The following is a 14,490-nucleotide window of genomic DNA, read 5'->3' on the forward strand; positions in this document are numbered from 1 at the left end:
CCGGAAAGCAGGACCACCGGCTCTCCGGTCCGGTGGCGGACGACGGCGGTGGCGGTCGCCCCTTGAACGACAAGCACGTGCACCCCTCTCACCGGAGGCCCCGGGTCCACGAACTCGTCGTCCCGAGACTGGAGAGAATATCCCCGTGCTCCCCACTCTTTGTCCGTTCTGGGTTACTTCACCACCACACGCCCCGTCAGGCACGGCATGGGCATGGCCAATCGAACGGCGGGTACCGGTCAGCGGACAGCAGCAAGGGCCAAATCAGCACGCTGCTGCACCAGATGGACCGGGCCGTCCGCAGTAGACGCCGAGCGGCGTTTGGCGTTGCGATGTTCCCTGCGCCGGCGCGCGCCCCCAAGGGTCAGCCGGACTCCGGACCGGACGCCGACCGGGGCTCGGTGGGGCTGCGGAGGAGGGATTCGACGAGGGCGGCGACGTGGCGGCGGTCGGCTTCGGACAGTTGCTGGACGCTGGCGATGAGGGTGGCCACCTCGGGGTCGGGGGTGGTGCCGGTGCCGTCCTCGACGTACAGGTGGATCCCGCAGGCCTCGGCCGCGGCGCGGCGTACCGCCTCCAGCGGCAGTTCCAGCCCCCGCGACAGGCCCTCCAGCGTGGACTGCTGCGGCATCCGGGCCACCCGCGCGGTCGTCGCCAGGTGATGCACCGTCGACCGCGGGACGCCACCGCGCCGCGCCACCTCACCGTACGACCAGCCCCGCTGCTCCAGCCGGCGCTTGATCAGTTCCTGCAGTGCGTTCACCACGGGATGGATTCTTCCTGCTAGCACGTCGGTTGACCCGTACGAGTGAGATCGAGTCTACAGCGGCCCCACCCACCCGACCCGGACCCACACCCCCTCACCTGCACCTTCACCCCGGTGTGCCACGCCGGCCGGACCGAACTGCCGCGAAATGCTTGCCGCGGGGCGCGCCAGGGGCTAGCGTCCAATGTCATCAGACAACTCGTCCGATGGCCATGGACAACGCGGTGCGGACCCGCTTCCGCCCGACCGCCCCACCGGGCTCCCCTGCGAAGGCGGTCCGCACCCCGGAATCCCGACCGTGATTCTGCGCTTCCCCGGGCGGTTTCATCCGGCGTCGCCAAAACTGCCCTCCCTCCTCCGAAACCCGTACGTTCAACGCTCCGGGACGCGGTGCGTCACGCCCGGCGCCGGTGACGTCGGACGGAATCTAGGGGTGATCAACGCCCCCGAAACCCGGTTGCCCAAAACTGGCCGCTTTTGCCCCATCCGATCAAGTGATTCAACGTCATGGGCATTGCTCTCCGCACATGCCGACAGCAGATATATGCATGCTTCGTCGGCTCCCCCGGCCGGACGGTGTCCGTGCGCCGATCACTCGCAGCAGAATCCGGGAGTGGTATGTGCGACGAATTCTGCGGGCCCGCCCTCGCGGCATGGCTCGCCCGAGGAGCCGGTGACCCACGGCGCCGCCTGGACGAGTGGGCCCGCGCCAGGAACCGGGTGACGCTGCTGCCGGCCGGCCACCGGTGGGACGCCGTCAGGATCCCCGAACGACCGGGCCACGAGGTCCTGGCACGACTGCAGGACAGCGCCGCGCCCGTGGGACCCGTCATGTGGGACCGGCGCTGCGGCTTCCTGTACTTCCTGGTGCCGCCGCGCGCCGAGGACGTCTGGTCCCCGCTCGGGCTGCGCTTCCTCGCCCTCGGCGGGTGGCTGGCCGCCGCCGACCCGCGCAGGCCGGCCCGGCACCCGGCCCTGTGGATCCACTCCAGGAACGCCGTGGAACTCACCGGCCCGGCATATCTCTACATCGCCTGCCTGGAGGTGCTGACCGCCGGCGCCCGCTCCCTGCCGCGCGTTCCCGCGCCCCTGTGAGACGGCCGTCGGCCCGTCACACCCGCAGCGCCCGCCCGCGGCGCACGGCACGTACGCCCCGCACGGCGCGCACCACCCGGCGCACGGCGCGGTGACGGCGGAGGGCCTCGGCGCGGACCGGGCTGCCCCCGGGCAGGCGCAGACTGGTGAGGCGGCGCCGCTTGAAGTACTGGGGGTGGCGCGGCAGATGACGGCGGAGCCACTCCTCGGCCTCCGGGCGCAGCCAGGGGTGGAGACGGGCCTGCATGCAGTAGCCCACGGTCCGCAACAGCGGGGCGAGGGTCCCCTCCACCACCTCCGCGGTGAGGGCCGGCGGGCGGCCGACGAGGGCGGCGTCCCGCTCCAGGTCCGGGAGGGCGGCGTCGACGAGGGTGAGCGGGATGCGGTCCTCGCTCTCGTACGGGGCGACCCGGTCCAGCAGCGGCCCGGTGCCGACGCGTGCGGCGGGGATGCCGTGCAGGGCCGCGGCGGTGAACAGGGCGGTCGAGGAACAACCGACGACCAGCGCGGGGCGGAACCGCGCGAGCAGGGCCTCGGCGGCGACGGGCCCCTCCAGGACCGCCAGTTCCACGCCGAGCCCGGCGGCGGCCCTGCCGAGCGAGGACGTCAGGTCCTCGGGCGCGCCGGGATCGGGGGCGTAGACCAACGAGGTGTGACCGGCCGCGACCGCTCCGCAGAGCATGCGCACGTGGAGCCCGGCCTCCTCCCGCCCGTCGACGAGGCCGCTCGCGCTCAGGTGCTCGCCGAGCAGGAGTGCGGTGTGCCGCTCGGGAACCGGCGGGACGAGGGCGGCCATGCCCTGGAGCGTGCTCAGCAGCACGTCCTCGGGGACGGCCACGGGCTCCACCGCGTGCTCGGCGAGCAGCAGCGGGCGCAGCCCCGGCAGCAGGTCGACGTGGAGCAGCCGCGCGATACGGCAACCGAGGCCGGCCGGCAGCCGGTCGGCGGTGGGTCCGTAGCCCTTCAGGCCGGCGGCGTACACGTGGACCGGGCTCTCGGCGAAGATCTCGGCGACCGAGCGGGCGGGCGGCGAGTGCGGCGCCTCACAGACGATCTCCACGGGTCCCTCGCCCAGCTCCCAGGCGAGCCGCAGTGCCCGCTCCCACAGGGTGAGGTCCTCCTCGCGGGGCGACCAGTCGGCCGGGTGGTGCGGGGCGATGGCGGCGTTCCAGGAGCGCACGGCGTCGAACTCGGGCCGCAGCGCCGCGAAGCCCGGCGTGCGGTCGAGGGGCGTGGCGAGCTCGGGGACGGCCGAGACGTCGCTCACCACGAGGAGACGGCGGCGGCCCCCACGGGGTCCGAACAACCCCGCCCGGATGGCCGCCGTGACGGTCGCCGCCGCGTAAGGGGTGGCGGCGAAGAAGATCTGGGTCATCCACTCGTCCTTCGTGTCGCCGCGCGCCCGGCGCGGCATCCGGTCCGGGGCGCGGCGCTGCCGCTCGTGGCCCAGCATCACGGACCGGTTCGTCCCGGTCCAAGCCGTGGCGCCGGATGTCACCGGTCCGAGTGAGCGGGGCCCGGAACGGCCCCGGAGCACGTCCGCGGGAAAAACTTCCTCCGACGTGTCGAGCCGCGCGCCGCCCGTTCGACGCGTAGGCAGGAGCGGGGAGGATCCCCACCCGTGCCTGAGGAACCCGTACCTGAAGAAGGAGAACGCGATGCGTTTCATGTCCCTGATCCGGATCAACGAGGACAACGTCCCCGAGGGCGGCCCCGACGAGCGGCTGATGGAGGAGATGGGCAAGCTCATCGAGGAGATGTCCAAGGCCGGCGTGCTGCTGGACACGGCCGGTCTGCGGCCGACCTCCGAGGGGACCCGGCTGCACTGGGACCACGGGAAGCTGTCCGTCGTCGACGGGCCCTTCACCGAGTCCAAGGAGTTCATCGGCGGCTACGCGATCGTCCAGGCGAAGTCGAAGGAGGAGGCCGTGGAGTGGACCAAGCGCTTCCTGCAGGTCCACGGCGACGCCTGGGAGATCACCTGCGAGCTGCGGCAGGTCGAGGAGGCCCCCGAGCTCTCCTGAGGCGCCCGGAGCGCCGCCGGTTGCCCTCGCCCGGAGCGGCTGCTCTGATGGGTGGCTGTGACGGCTTCGGCTCCAGGTACCGATGACGCCCGCCGCGCGATCGAGGCGGTGTGGCGGATCGAGTCGGCCCGGGTGATCGCCGGTGTCGCGCGGATCGTGCGCGACATCGGCGTCGCCGAGGAGCTCGCGCAGGACGCCCTGGTCGCCGCCCTCGAACAGTGGCCGGGCGCCGGCGTCCCGGACAACCCCGGTGCCTGGCTGACGACCACGGCGAAGCACCGGGCGATCGACCTCGTCCGCCGCAAGGAGGTCTTCGCGCGCAAGCTCCGGGAACTCGGCCACACCCTGGAGGGCGGCCAGGCGTACGAGCCCGACTTCGCGGCCGCCGAGGCGGCCGCCGACGGCGACATCGAGGACGACCTGCTGCGGCTGGTCTTCACCGCCTGCCACCCGGTGCTGTCCACCGAGGCCCGCGTGGCGCTCACCCTGCGGCTGCTCGGTGGTCTGACCACCGCCGAGATCGCGCGCGCCTACCTCGTCCCCGAGGCGACCGTCGCCCAGCGCATCGTGCGGGCGAAACGGACGCTGGCGAAGGCGGACGTGCCCTTCGAGCAGCCGCACGGGCCCGACCGGGTCGAACGGCTCTCCTCCGTCCTGGAGGTCATCTACCTGGTCTTCAACGAGGGCTACTCGGCGACCGCGGGCGACGACTGGATGCGCCCGGCGCTGTGCGAGGACGCGCTGCGCCTCGCCAGGGTGCTGGCGGGGCTGATGCCCAAGGAGCCCGAGGCCCACGGCCTGGCCGCGCTGCTGGAGATCCAGGCCTCCCGTTCTGCCGCCCGCACCGGCCCGGACGGGCAGCCCGTCCTGCTGGCCGACCAGGACCGGCGGCGCTGGGACCAGCTGCTGATCCGGCGCGGCTTCGCCGCACTGGCGCGCGCCGAGGCGGCGGGCGGCCCGCCGGGCCCGTACGCGCTGCAGGCCGCCATCGCCGCCTGCCACGCCCGCGCCCTGCACGCGCGGGACACGGACTGGCGGCGGATCGCCGAGCTCTACGCGGCCCTGGCACAGCGCGCGCCGTCCCCGGTGGTGGAACTCAACCGGGCGGTCGCGGTCACCATGGCGTACGGACCGCAGGAGGGGCTCGCGCTCGTGGACGGGCTCACCGACGAGCCGTCGCTGCGCGGCTACCACCTGCTGCCGAGCGTCCGCGGTGACCTGCTGGAGCGGCTCGGCCGGTACGCCGAGGCCCGCGAGGAGTTCCTGCGCGCCGCCTCCCTGACGCGCAACGAGCGCGAGCGCGCCCTGCTGGTCGAGCGCGCCGCCCGGGCGAGCCTGGCGGCTAAGGGGTAGGCGGCCGGGCGCCGGGTCCCGGGCCGCGGCGGCGGCCGGCGGTGCCGTCGATGGCCTCCACGACCGGGTGGCGGTGCGCCTCGGACCCGCGCAGGGCGTGCAGCATGACGAGCATCATCAGCGGGCACATCAGGGCCACGGCGAGGATGAAGATCGCACCGATCGGCACACCGAGCCCCACCGCGACCACCACCGCGGCCGCGGCGACGAGCCCGTACAGCCCGTAGTGCCGGCCGGTCGCCCTCGTCCTGTCCATCGCGGCCTCCCGCGGTCTCGCCGACGGCGTGGATTTCATCGTACGGCCGCGGGCGCGTGCCGCATCCGGACGCCGACGGCCCCTGCGCGGGGCCCGGGTGACGGGCGGGCCAGGGGGACGGCGCGCGCCCCCGCAGTCACCCGCGGACTCCCGCGCGCCCTCACCGAGGGGTGCCGGGCGGGTGGACATACGTCCCGCTCATGGGATCATCCTGCGGTGCGCCGCCCGCCGCGCGGCGGGAACCGCGGCCCGCACGCGGGACACCCGACGTCGTCGACACCCGAGAGGGACAGGGCATGACCGGAACGGCGAGCCGCTACCTCTACCTCACCCGGCACGCAGAGGCGCTGCCGGACGGGAGCGGCCTGACGGAGAACGGCTTCCGGCAGGCCGGACTCCTCGGCGAGCGGCTGGGGGGCTCCCCGGTCTCCGCCGTCCACCACGGTCCGCTGCCCGGGGCAGCGCAGTCCGCGGCGCTGATCGGCGAGCGGCTGGGGAACGGGGTGCCCGTGACGCCCAGCGAGCTCGCGGGGGACTACCCGCCGTACTTCCCCGCGGAATCCGAGCTGCCGCCGGACAGCGCGTACTACCTCTCCCGCTTCCTCGACCACTTCTCCGCCGAGGAGCGCGCCTGGGGACCGCACTGGGCCGCCGGGGCGCTGACCCGCTTCGCCGGGCCGATGGCGGCGGGCAAGGCGGCGCACGAGCTGGTCGTGACCCACAACTTCCTGATCGGCTGGCTGGTCTCGGCGGCGCTGGACGCGCCCCGCTGGCGCTGGCTCAGCCTCAACCACGCCAACGCCGCCCTGACGGTGATCCGCTACACCCCCGGCCGGCCGAACTCGGTGCTGCTCCTCAACGACATGCGGCACCTCCCGGAGGAACTGCGCTGGACCGGTTTCCCGGCCGAGCTGCACTTCTGACGGCGGTCGCCCGGCTCCTCGCCGGCCACCCGACACCGGGCCCCGCGCCGCGCCGTACGCCCCGCGCGCAGGCCCCGCGCGCAGGCCCGGCACCCGGTCCGGGGACCTTGTGGCCTATGGCAACCTCAAACCGGGCAGTGTTAGAAATGTCGGCATGGTCGACGTTTTCGACCGATTCGGGGCGTCACAATGCGGTCACTGACCGAGAAGAGCCCGCGGAGCGTCGCCGGACAGGTCTTCATCCTGCAGGTGGCGATCGTCGTGCTGCTCGTGGCGGGCGGCGTGTTCGCGCTCGTCGTGCAGTCCCGGCACGACAGCGAGCGCGAGGCCGTGAACCGTTCGATCGCGGCGGCGAGCACCTTCGCCCGCTCCCCCGGCCTGGTGGACGTGCTGAAGGAACCGGACCCCTCCAAGACCCTCCAGCCCATCACCGAACTGGCCCGCAAGGAGGCCGGGGTCGACTTCATCGTGGTGATGGACACCAAGGGGATCCGCTACACGCACCCCATCCCCGGCCGGATCGGCCAGCAGTTCGTCGGCACCATCGGGCCGTCCCTGCAGGGCAGGGTCTACACCGAGAGCGTGCAGGGCCCGCTCGGCCACGAGGTCCAGGCGGTCGTGCCCGTCTTCGACCCCGTCGACGACCCGCACGGCCAGGTCGTGGCACTGGTGTCGGCCGGCATGAAGGTGAAGAACGTGACCGGCGTGGTCGCCAAGCAGCTGCCGATCATCCTCGGCGCCGGCGCGGCCGCGCTCGCCCTGGCCATGGGCGGCACCGCCCTGGTCGCCAGACGGCTGCGCCGGCAGACCCACCGCCTGGACGCGGCCGAGATGACCCGCATGTACGAGCACCACGACACCGTGCTGCACTCCGTGCGGGAGGGCGTGCTCATCGTCGACGAGGACGGTCGGCTGCTGCTCGCCAACGACGAGGCCAAGCGCCTGCTCGACCTCGCCCCCGACGCCGAGGGCCGGCGGATCACCGACCTGCACGGGCTCGACCCGGGCACGGTCGAGCTGCTGACCTCCCAGCGGGTGGCCACCGACGAAGTGCTGCCGGCCGGCGACCGCCTGCTGGCGGTCAACCAGCGTCCCACCGACGGCCACGGCGGCCCCAAGGGCACGATCGTGACCCTGCGCGACTCCACGGAGCTGCAGGCGCTGTCCGGCCGTGCCGAGGACGCCAGGCAACGCCTCAAGCTGCTCTACGACGCGGGCCTGGGCGTCGGCACGACCCTCGACGTGGTGCGCACCGCCGAGGAGCTGGCGCAGGTCACCGTGCCGCGCTTCGCCGACTTCGTCACCGTCGACCTGGCCGACCCGGTGCTGCGCGGCGAGGAGCCCAGCGGCACCGCCGGCTCCGACATGCGCCGCACGGCCGTCAACGGCATCCGCTCCGACGCCCCGCTCTACCCGCTCGGCAGGCTGATCGACTTCCTGCCCTCCACCCCGCAGGCGCGCGGCTTCGGCAGCGGCCGCGCGGAGATCGTCGCCGACCTCTCCGCGGACGCAGGCTGGCTCGCGCAGGACCCCGAGCGCACGGACCGGGTCGTGGGGTACGGCATCCACTCGCTGATCGCAGCCCCGCTCAAGGCCCGCGGCGTGGTGCTGGGCATCGCCAACTTCTGGCGTTCGGAGAAGCCGGAGCCGTTCGACGAGGAGGACCTCTCGCTCGCCGAGGAGCTCGTCGCCCGCGCCGCGATCAACATCGACAACGCGCGCCGCTACACCCGCGAGCACGCCTTGGCCGTCACCCTGCAGCGCAGCCTGCTGCCGCGCGCGCTGCCCGAGCAGAGCGCCCTGGACGTGGCCCACCGCTACCTGCCCGCGCAGTCCGGCGTCAGCGGCGACTGGTTCGACGTGATCCCGCTCCCGGGCAACCGGGTGGCGCTCGTCGTCGGCGACGTCGTCGGCCACGGCCTGCACGCCGCCGCCACGATGGGGCGGCTGCGCACCGCGGTGCACAACTTCTCCACCCTCGACCTGCCGCCCGACGAGCTCCTCGGGCACCTGGACGACCTGGTCGGCCGCATCGACCAGGACGAGTCCGGCACCGGCGTCGGGGCCGGCGTCATGGGTGCCACCTGCCTGTACGCGATCTACGACCCCGTCTCACGGCGCTGCGTGATGGCGCGGGCCGGGCACCACCCGCCCGCCCTGGTCCGCCCCGACGGCGGCGTGGAGTTCCCCGACCTGCCCGCCGGGCCGCCGCTGGGCCTGGGCGGCATGCCGTTCCAGACGGCGGAGCTGGAGCTGGCGGAGGGCACCCAGCTGGTCCTGTACACCGACGGGCTGATCGAGGACCGCAGGCGGGACCTCGACGTCGGCATGGAGATGCTGAAGCAGGCCCTGGCCGCCCACCCGGACCGGCCGCCCGAGGAGAGCTGCCAGGCCGTGCTGGAGGCGCTGCTGCCGGGCCGTCCCAAGGACGACGTGGCGCTGCTCATCGCCCGCACCCGGTGCACCCCCGCCGATCACGTCGCCGAGTGGGACGTGCCCCTCGATCCCGCGGCCGTGTCCGGGATGCGGGCCGCCGTCGCGGAGAAGCTGGACGAGTGGGGCCTGTCGGAGCTGGCGTTCGGCATGGAACTGGTGCTCAGCGAACTGATCACCAACGCGATCCGCTACGGTTCCGCGCCCATCAGGGTCCGGCTGCTGCTGGACCGCACGCTGACCTGCGAGGTGTCCGACGGCAGCAGCACCTCGCCGCACCTGCGCTACGCCGCCACCACCGACGAGGGCGGCCGCGGGCTGTTCCTGGTCGCGCAGGTCGCCGAACGCTGGGGCACCCGCTACACCCCCGAGGGCAAGGTGATCTGGGCGGAGCAGCCGCTGCCCGCCTGGGCGGACCGCGCCCTGGACGCGGGCGCCCGGCTGACGGGCGCGGTCGACGCCTCGACGCGGTGAACGCCCCGGGGCTCAGCCGGACGTCTGCGCCAGCACACGGGCCCGGCACCGGGCCGGCGTACCCCAGGCGGAGCGCAGCGCGCGGGCCTTGGTGAGCCACAGGGACAGGTCGTACTCGGCCGTGTAACCGAGGGCGCCGTGCAGTTGCAGCGCGGTCCGCGCGGCCCGGTACGCGGCCTCGCCGCAGGCCACCTTCGCGGCGGCGACGTCGGCGCCGGTCCCGGTCACGGCAGCGCCGTGCAGCAGGGGCCGGGCGAACTCCAGGGCGATCAGGGTGTCGGCCAGCCGGTGCTTGACGGCCTGGAAGGAGCCGACCGGCACCCCGAACTGGTGGCGCCGCCGCACATGGTCGACCGTACGGACCAGCAGCGCGAGCCCGACGCCGAGCGCCTGGGCCGCCGTGACGAGCGCCGCCCGGTCGGCGGCCCGGGCGGCCGCGGCCGCGACGGCGGGCCCGGCGGCCAGCACCGCCGCGGTGCCCTCCTGCGGGACGGCCAGACGCCGGACGGGGTCGAGGGAGGCCAGGACCGGGCCGTGGTGGCGGGCCAGGAGCAGCCGGTCGCCGCTCACGACCAGGACGGCGTCGGCGGCGTCGGCGTCGAGGGCGTGGCCGCCCTCCGGCGCGGCGAGGCCCAGCACGGCCCGTCCCGCGGCGACGCGGGGCAGCCACTCCTTGGCCGGCCCCGGGTCGGGCAGCGCGTCCAGGAGCGCGGCGGCGGCCACCGTCTCGACGACCGGGCCCGGTACGGCGTGCCGCCCCAGCTCGACGAAGGCGAGGGCGAGCTCGACGGAGCGCGGGCCGTAGCCGTCGTACGCCTCCGGCACGGCGAGCGCGAAGAGACCGGCATCGGCCAGCCGGGCCCACAGCCGCCGCCCCGGTGCGTGCTCCCCCGCGGCCCAGGCACGCGCCGCCTCCGGCGTCCCGGCGGCGCCGAGCATGCGGTCCAGGGCGTGGGCGAAGTCCGCCTGCTCCACGGTCGGCAGGAACCTCATCGGCGACGCTCCCTCGGCAGCCCGGGCAACCGCTCGGCGACGATGTCGCGCTGCATCCCGCTCGCACCCGCACACGCAGGACGACGCGAGCCACCAGCGCCGTACGCCCCGGCACGGCCGGCGCCAAGCACCCGGCAGCAGCAGGCCGGACCGTACTCCCCCACGCCCCGGGCGCCCGGCGGGAACCTCATCCGCGACGCCCCCTCGGCAGCCCGAGCAACCGCTCGGCGACGATGTCGCGCTGGATCTCGTTCGTACCGGCGTAGACGGGCCCCGCGAGCGCGAACACCCAGCCCTCGGCCCAGGGGCCCCCGGCCGCTTCCCCCGGCGGCCCCAGGAGGTCCAGCGCGGTCTCGTGCAGGGCGATGTCCAGCTCGGACCAGAAGACCTTGGTGAGGCTGGACGCGCCTGCCTCCGGTGCGCCGCCCTCGGCGGCGCGGGCGGCGCCCGCGTAGGCGGCCAGCTGGTACGCACGGGCGCCGATCAGCGCGTCCGCGACACGGTCGGCGGCGGCCGGGTCCGCGTCCTCGCCGCAGGAGTGCCACAGGGCCGCCAGGCGGCGGGCGGCCGCCGTGAAGCGGCCGGGGCTGCGCAGGGTGAGGCCGCGCTCGTCGGCCGCCGTGCTCATGGCGACCCGCCAGCCGTCGCCGGGGGCGCCGACCACGTCGGCGTCGGGCACGAAGACGTCGTCCAGGAAGAGTTCGGCGAAGGCCGGCTTCCCGTCGAGGCGGGCGAGCGGCCGCACGGTCACCCCGGGCGCGTCGAGCCCGAACATCAGGTAGGTCAGTCCCTGGTGCGGCCGCGGCGCCCCGGGGTGGCTGCGGAACAGCCCGAACGCGCGGTCGGCGAAGGCGGCGCGGGAGGACCAGGTCTTCTGGCCGCGCAGCAGCCAGCCGCCCTCGGTGCGGGTGGCCGTGGAGCGCAGCGACGCCAGGTCGGAACCCGCCTCCGGCTCGGACCAGGCCTGCGCCCAGATCACCTCGCCGCGCGCCATGGGCGGCAGGACGCGGTCGCGCTGCTCCTGGGTGCCGTGCTCCAGGAGGGTCGGGCCGAGCAGGCTGATCCCGTTCTGGCCGACCCGGCCGGGCGCCCCGGCGGCGTGGTACTCCTCCTCGAAGACCAGCCACTGGAGGAGCGTGGCGTCCCGCCCCCCGTAGGCGGCAGGCCAGGAGACGACCGACCAGCGGTCGGCGGCCAGCCGGCGCTCCCAGGCGCGGTGGGCGGCGAAGCCCTCGGCCGTCTCCAGGGAGGGCAGCGGGACGGCGGGGACGTGCGCGGCGAGCCAGTCCCGGGCCTGGTGCCGGAAGGACCGTTCCTTCGCGGTGAAGTCGAGATCCACCCGCTCCCCCTTCCCTAACAAGTGTTTGGTAGATTAACGTCGACGGCGTGACTCCACCACCCCCGTACCACCCGGGCCACGCGCTGCTGGCGGACCGCACCGCGGTCGTCACCGCGGCGGCGGGCACCGGCATCGGCGGCGCGACGGCCCGGCGCCTCCTGGAGGAGGGCGCCCGGGTGGTGATCGGCGACGTCCACCAGCGGCGGCTGAAGGAGTGCGCGGCCGCCCTGGCGGACGAGTTCGGGCCGGACCGGGTCGCCGCGCTCCCCTGCGACGTCACGGACGAGACCCAGGTCGCGGCGCTGCTCGACCTCGCGGAGCGCCGGCACGGGCGGCTGGACGTCGTGGTCAACAACGCTGGCCTCGGCGGCACCGCCGAACTGACCGAGATGACCGACGGGCAGTGGGCGGAGGTCCTCGACGTCACCTTGACCGGCACCTTCCGCTGCACCCGCGCCGCACTGCGCCGGATGAAGGCCTCCGGTGCCGGCGGCGTCATCGTCAACAACGCCTCCGTCGCCGCATGGCGCGCCCAGGCCGGGCAGGCGCACTACGCCGCGGCCAAGGCCGGGGTCATGGCGCTCACCCGCTGCGCGGCGGTGGAGGCGGCGGCGTACGGGGTGCGGGTCAACGCCGTCTCTCCCAGCCTCGCCATGCACCCGCACCTGGTGAAGGTCACCACCGCCGGCCTGCTGGCGGAACTGACCGCGCGCGAGGCCTTCGGCCGCCCCGCGGAACCCTGGGAGGTCGCCAACGTGATCGTCTTCCTCGCCTCCGGCTACTCCTCGTACATGACCGGGGAGGTCGTCCCGGTGAGCAGCCAGCACGCGTGAAGCGAGAATGATCCCCGTGCCGAAGACCACTCCGAAGACCACGCCGAGGACCGCGAAGAGCCCCGCGGGGGCCACGGCCCCCTCCGACGGGCGCCGCGCCGAACTCCTCGCCATCGCCGCCAGGGTGTTCGCCGCCCAGGGCTACGACGCCACCACCGTCCGGCGGATCGCCGACGAGGCGGGGATGCTCGCGGGCAGCCTCTACTACCACTTCGACTCCAAGGAGTCGATGCTGGACGAGATCCTCTCGGCCTTCCTGGACGAGCTGTGGGCCGGGTACGAGGACGTGCTCGCCGCCGGCCTCGGCCCACGGGAGACCGTCGAGGCCCTGGTCACCGAGTCCTTCCGGGAGATCGACCGACACCTGGACGCCGTCGCGATCTACCAGCGGGAGGCCCGGCAGCTGGCGTCCTCCCAGCCCCGCTTCGCCTATCTCGGCGATTCGCAGCGCAGGTTCGAACGGCTCTGGCTCGGGACGCTGGAACGCGGCGCCGCCAACGGGGTGTTCCGCGCCGACCTCGACCTGCGGCTGGCCTACCGCTTCATCCGCGACACCGTCTGGGTCGCGGCGTCCTGGTACCGGCCGGGCGGGCAGCACAGCCCCGAGGAGATCGCCCGGCAGTACCTGTCCATGGTGCTGGACGGCGTCACCGTCAGGGAATGACGCAGCCGCACCCGGTCCACCACCCGGTCCCCACGGAGGAGCAGTCATGGCCGAGGCCTACATCGTCGAAGCGGTCCGCACCCCGGTCGGCCGGCGCGGCGGCGGGCTGTCCGCGGTCCACCCCGCCGACCTCGGCGCCCATGTGCTGAAGGCGCTGGTGGAACGCTGCGGGGTCGACCCGGCCGCGGTCGAGGACGTCGTCTTCGGCTGCCTCGACCAGGTCGGCCCGCAGGCGGGCGACATCGCCCGCACCAGCTGGCTGGCGGCCGGGCTGCCCGAGGAGGTCCCCGGCGTGACCGTCGACCGCCAGTGCGGCTCCTCCCAGCAGGCCGTCCATTTCGCCGCCCAGGGCGTGCTGTCCGGCACCCAGGACCTCGTCGTGGCGGGCGGCGTCCAGAACATGTCGGCCATCCCCATCGGCTACGCCAACCACCGGGCCGTCGAACCGCTCGGCATGACCGCGGGCCCGTTCTCCGGCTCCGAGGGCTGGCGCGCCCGCTACGGGAGCACCCCGGTGAGCCAGTTCCACGGCGCGGAGCTCATCGCCGCGAAGTGGGGCATCACCCGTGAGGCCATGGAGGAGTTCGCGCTGCGCTCCCACCGGCGGGCGGTCGCCGCCATCGACGGGGGCCGATTCGACCGCGAACTCGCCCCCTGCGCCGGTGTGACCGCCGACGAGGGCCCGCGCCGCGACACCACTGCGGAGAAGATGGCCGACCTCAAACCCCTGGTGGAGGGCGGGCGGCTGACCGCGGCCCTGTCCTCCCAGGTCTCGGACGGGGCCGCCGCCATGCTCATCGCCTCCGAGCGCGCGGTCCGCGAGCACGGGCTCACCCCTCGGGCGCGGGTCCACCACCTGTCGGTGCGCGGCGAGGACCCCATCCGCATGCTCTCCGCACCCATCCCGGCGACCGCGCACGCCCTGAAGAAGACCGGGTTGACCATCGACGACATCGACCTGGTCGAGATCAACGAGGCCTTCGCCCCCGTCGTCCTGGCCTGGCTCAAGGAGACCGGCGCCGACCCCGGCCGGGTCAACGTCAACGGCGGCGCCATCGCGCTGGGCCATCCGCTCGGCGCCACCGGCGTGAAGCTGATGACCACCCTGCTGCACGAACTGGAGCGCACCGGCGGGCGCTTCGGACTGCAGACGATGTGCGAGGGCGGCGGCCAGGCCAACGTCACGATCATCGAACGGCTCTGACCCGCCGGCCGGACGACCGGGAAGCCGAGCCCGGCATCGGCGCGACCGCACCGCGACTGCCACTGATACACACCTGACGCTGCGGCCACATAGACACCGAGACAGGCAGCGGGTCGACGGAACCGCGAAAAAA

13 protein-coding genes are annotated in these 14,490 nt (G+C 74.3%); 8 read left to right on the forward strand and 5 right to left on the reverse strand.

From position 1 onward, the window contains the following. Nucleotides 1-364: 364 nt before the first annotated feature. A complete protein-coding gene (locus tag PV341_RS36940) occupies nt 365-766 on the reverse strand; it encodes a helix-turn-helix domain-containing protein (protein WP_500331143.1) in 402 nt (133 codons plus the stop codon). Between the two features lie 618 nt (nt 767-1,384). Between PV341_RS36940 and PV341_RS36945 the strand changes: the two genes are divergently transcribed. After that, nucleotides 1,385-1,861 (forward strand): hypothetical protein, encoded by a 477-nt coding sequence (locus PV341_RS36945; RefSeq protein WP_500331142.1) that lies wholly within the window; start codon nt 1,385-1,387, stop codon nt 1,859-1,861. Between the two features lie 16 nt (nt 1,862-1,877). Here PV341_RS36945 and PV341_RS36950 read toward each other — a convergent pair whose 3' ends face one another. Further along, the gene (locus PV341_RS36950) at nt 1,878-3,314 is read right to left on the reverse strand and encodes a polysialyltransferase family glycosyltransferase (RefSeq protein WP_500360105.1); all 1,437 of its coding nucleotides are present in this window, start codon (nt 3,312-3,314) and stop codon (nt 1,878-1,880) included. A gap of 205 nt (nt 3,315-3,519) precedes the next feature. Here PV341_RS36950 and PV341_RS36955 point away from each other — a divergent pair, with 205 nt between their 5' ends. Further along, nucleotides 3,520-3,885 carry a YciI family protein gene (locus PV341_RS36955; protein WP_499513898.1) on the forward strand — a complete coding sequence of 122 codons (366 nt, stop codon included), beginning with the start codon at nt 3,520-3,522 and terminating at the stop codon, nt 3,883-3,885. Between the two features lie 51 nt (nt 3,886-3,936). Next, a complete protein-coding gene (locus PV341_RS36960) occupies nt 3,937-5,238 on the forward strand; it encodes an RNA polymerase sigma factor (protein WP_500331140.1) in 1,302 nt (433 codons plus the stop codon). On the opposite strand, the gene PV341_RS36965 is transcribed toward PV341_RS36960, so the two are convergent. Continuing rightward, the gene (locus PV341_RS36965; protein WP_500331138.1) at nt 5,228-5,494 is read right to left on the reverse strand and encodes a hypothetical protein; all 267 of its coding nucleotides are present in this window, start codon (nt 5,492-5,494) and stop codon (nt 5,228-5,230) included. The two genes, PV341_RS36960 and PV341_RS36965, sit on opposite strands and share 11 nt — an antisense overlap. A gap of 296 nt (nt 5,495-5,790) precedes the next feature. Here PV341_RS36965 and PV341_RS36970 point away from each other — a divergent pair, with 296 nt between their 5' ends. Both PV341_RS36970 and PV341_RS36975 read left to right on the forward strand, forming a co-directional pair. Then, nucleotides 5,791-6,417: a histidine phosphatase family protein gene (locus tag PV341_RS36970; RefSeq protein WP_500331137.1), complete on the forward strand. Its 627-nt coding sequence runs from the start codon at nt 5,791-5,793 to the stop codon at nt 6,415-6,417. A gap of 189 nt (nt 6,418-6,606) precedes the next feature. Continuing rightward, nucleotides 6,607-9,324 (forward strand): SpoIIE family protein phosphatase, encoded by a 2,718-nt coding sequence (locus PV341_RS36975; protein WP_500331135.1) that lies wholly within the window; start codon nt 6,607-6,609, stop codon nt 9,322-9,324. A gap of 12 nt (nt 9,325-9,336) precedes the next feature. On the opposite strand, the gene PV341_RS36980 is transcribed toward PV341_RS36975, so the two are convergent. After that, nucleotides 9,337-10,317, reverse strand: a complete 981-nt coding sequence (locus PV341_RS36980; protein ID WP_500331133.1) for an acyl-CoA dehydrogenase family protein — start codon at nt 10,315-10,317, stop codon at nt 9,337-9,339. A gap of 187 nt (nt 10,318-10,504) precedes the next feature. After that, a complete protein-coding gene (locus PV341_RS36985; RefSeq protein ID WP_500331131.1) occupies nt 10,505-11,656 on the reverse strand; it encodes an acyl-CoA dehydrogenase family protein in 1,152 nt (383 codons plus the stop codon). A 47-nt stretch (nt 11,657-11,703) separates the two neighbouring features. Here PV341_RS36985 and PV341_RS36990 point away from each other — a divergent pair, with 47 nt between their 5' ends. Genes PV341_RS36990 through PV341_RS37000 form a run of 3 tightly spaced genes read left to right on the forward strand, consistent with a single transcriptional unit; the run spans nt 11,704 to nt 14,357 of the window. Beyond that, entirely contained in the window at nt 11,704-12,489 is a 786-nt protein-coding gene (locus PV341_RS36990) for an SDR family oxidoreductase (protein ID WP_500331130.1), read from the forward strand. Between the two features lie 16 nt (nt 12,490-12,505). Further along, nucleotides 12,506-13,153: a TetR/AcrR family transcriptional regulator gene (locus PV341_RS36995; RefSeq protein WP_500331129.1), complete on the forward strand. Its 648-nt coding sequence runs from the start codon at nt 12,506-12,508 to the stop codon at nt 13,151-13,153. A 46-nt stretch (nt 13,154-13,199) separates the two neighbouring features. Beyond that, a complete protein-coding gene (locus tag PV341_RS37000) occupies nt 13,200-14,357 on the forward strand; it encodes an acetyl-CoA C-acetyltransferase (protein WP_500331127.1) in 1,158 nt (385 codons plus the stop codon). Nucleotides 14,358-14,490 lie beyond the last annotated feature (133 nt).

The organism is Streptomyces sp. PA03-1a, from assembly GCF_033792805.1.
Classification (GTDB): domain Bacteria; phylum Actinomycetota; class Actinomycetes; order Streptomycetales; family Streptomycetaceae; genus Actinacidiphila.

Coding starts and splice junctions, on each gene's coding strand:
- PV341_RS36945 (WP_500331142.1), top strand. CDS start 1,385: ATGTGCGACGAATTCTGCGGGCCCGCCCTCGCGGCATGGCTCGCCCGA.
- PV341_RS36950 (WP_500360105.1), bottom strand. CDS start 3,314: ATGCTGGGCCACGAGCGGCAGCGCCGCGCCCCGGACCGGATGCCGCGC.
- PV341_RS36955 (WP_499513898.1), top strand. CDS start 3,520: ATGCGTTTCATGTCCCTGATCCGGATCAACGAGGACAACGTCCCCGAG.
- PV341_RS36965 (WP_500331138.1), bottom strand. CDS start 5,494: ATGGACAGGACGAGGGCGACCGGCCGGCACTACGGGCTGTACGGGCTC.
- PV341_RS36970 (WP_500331137.1), top strand. CDS start 5,791: ATGACCGGAACGGCGAGCCGCTACCTCTACCTCACCCGGCACGCAGAG.
- PV341_RS36975 (WP_500331135.1), top strand. CDS start 6,607: ATGCGGTCACTGACCGAGAAGAGCCCGCGGAGCGTCGCCGGACAGGTC.
- PV341_RS36980 (WP_500331133.1), bottom strand. CDS start 10,317: ATGAGGTTCCTGCCGACCGTGGAGCAGGCGGACTTCGCCCACGCCCTG.
- PV341_RS37000 (WP_500331127.1), top strand. CDS start 13,200: ATGGCCGAGGCCTACATCGTCGAAGCGGTCCGCACCCCGGTCGGCCGG.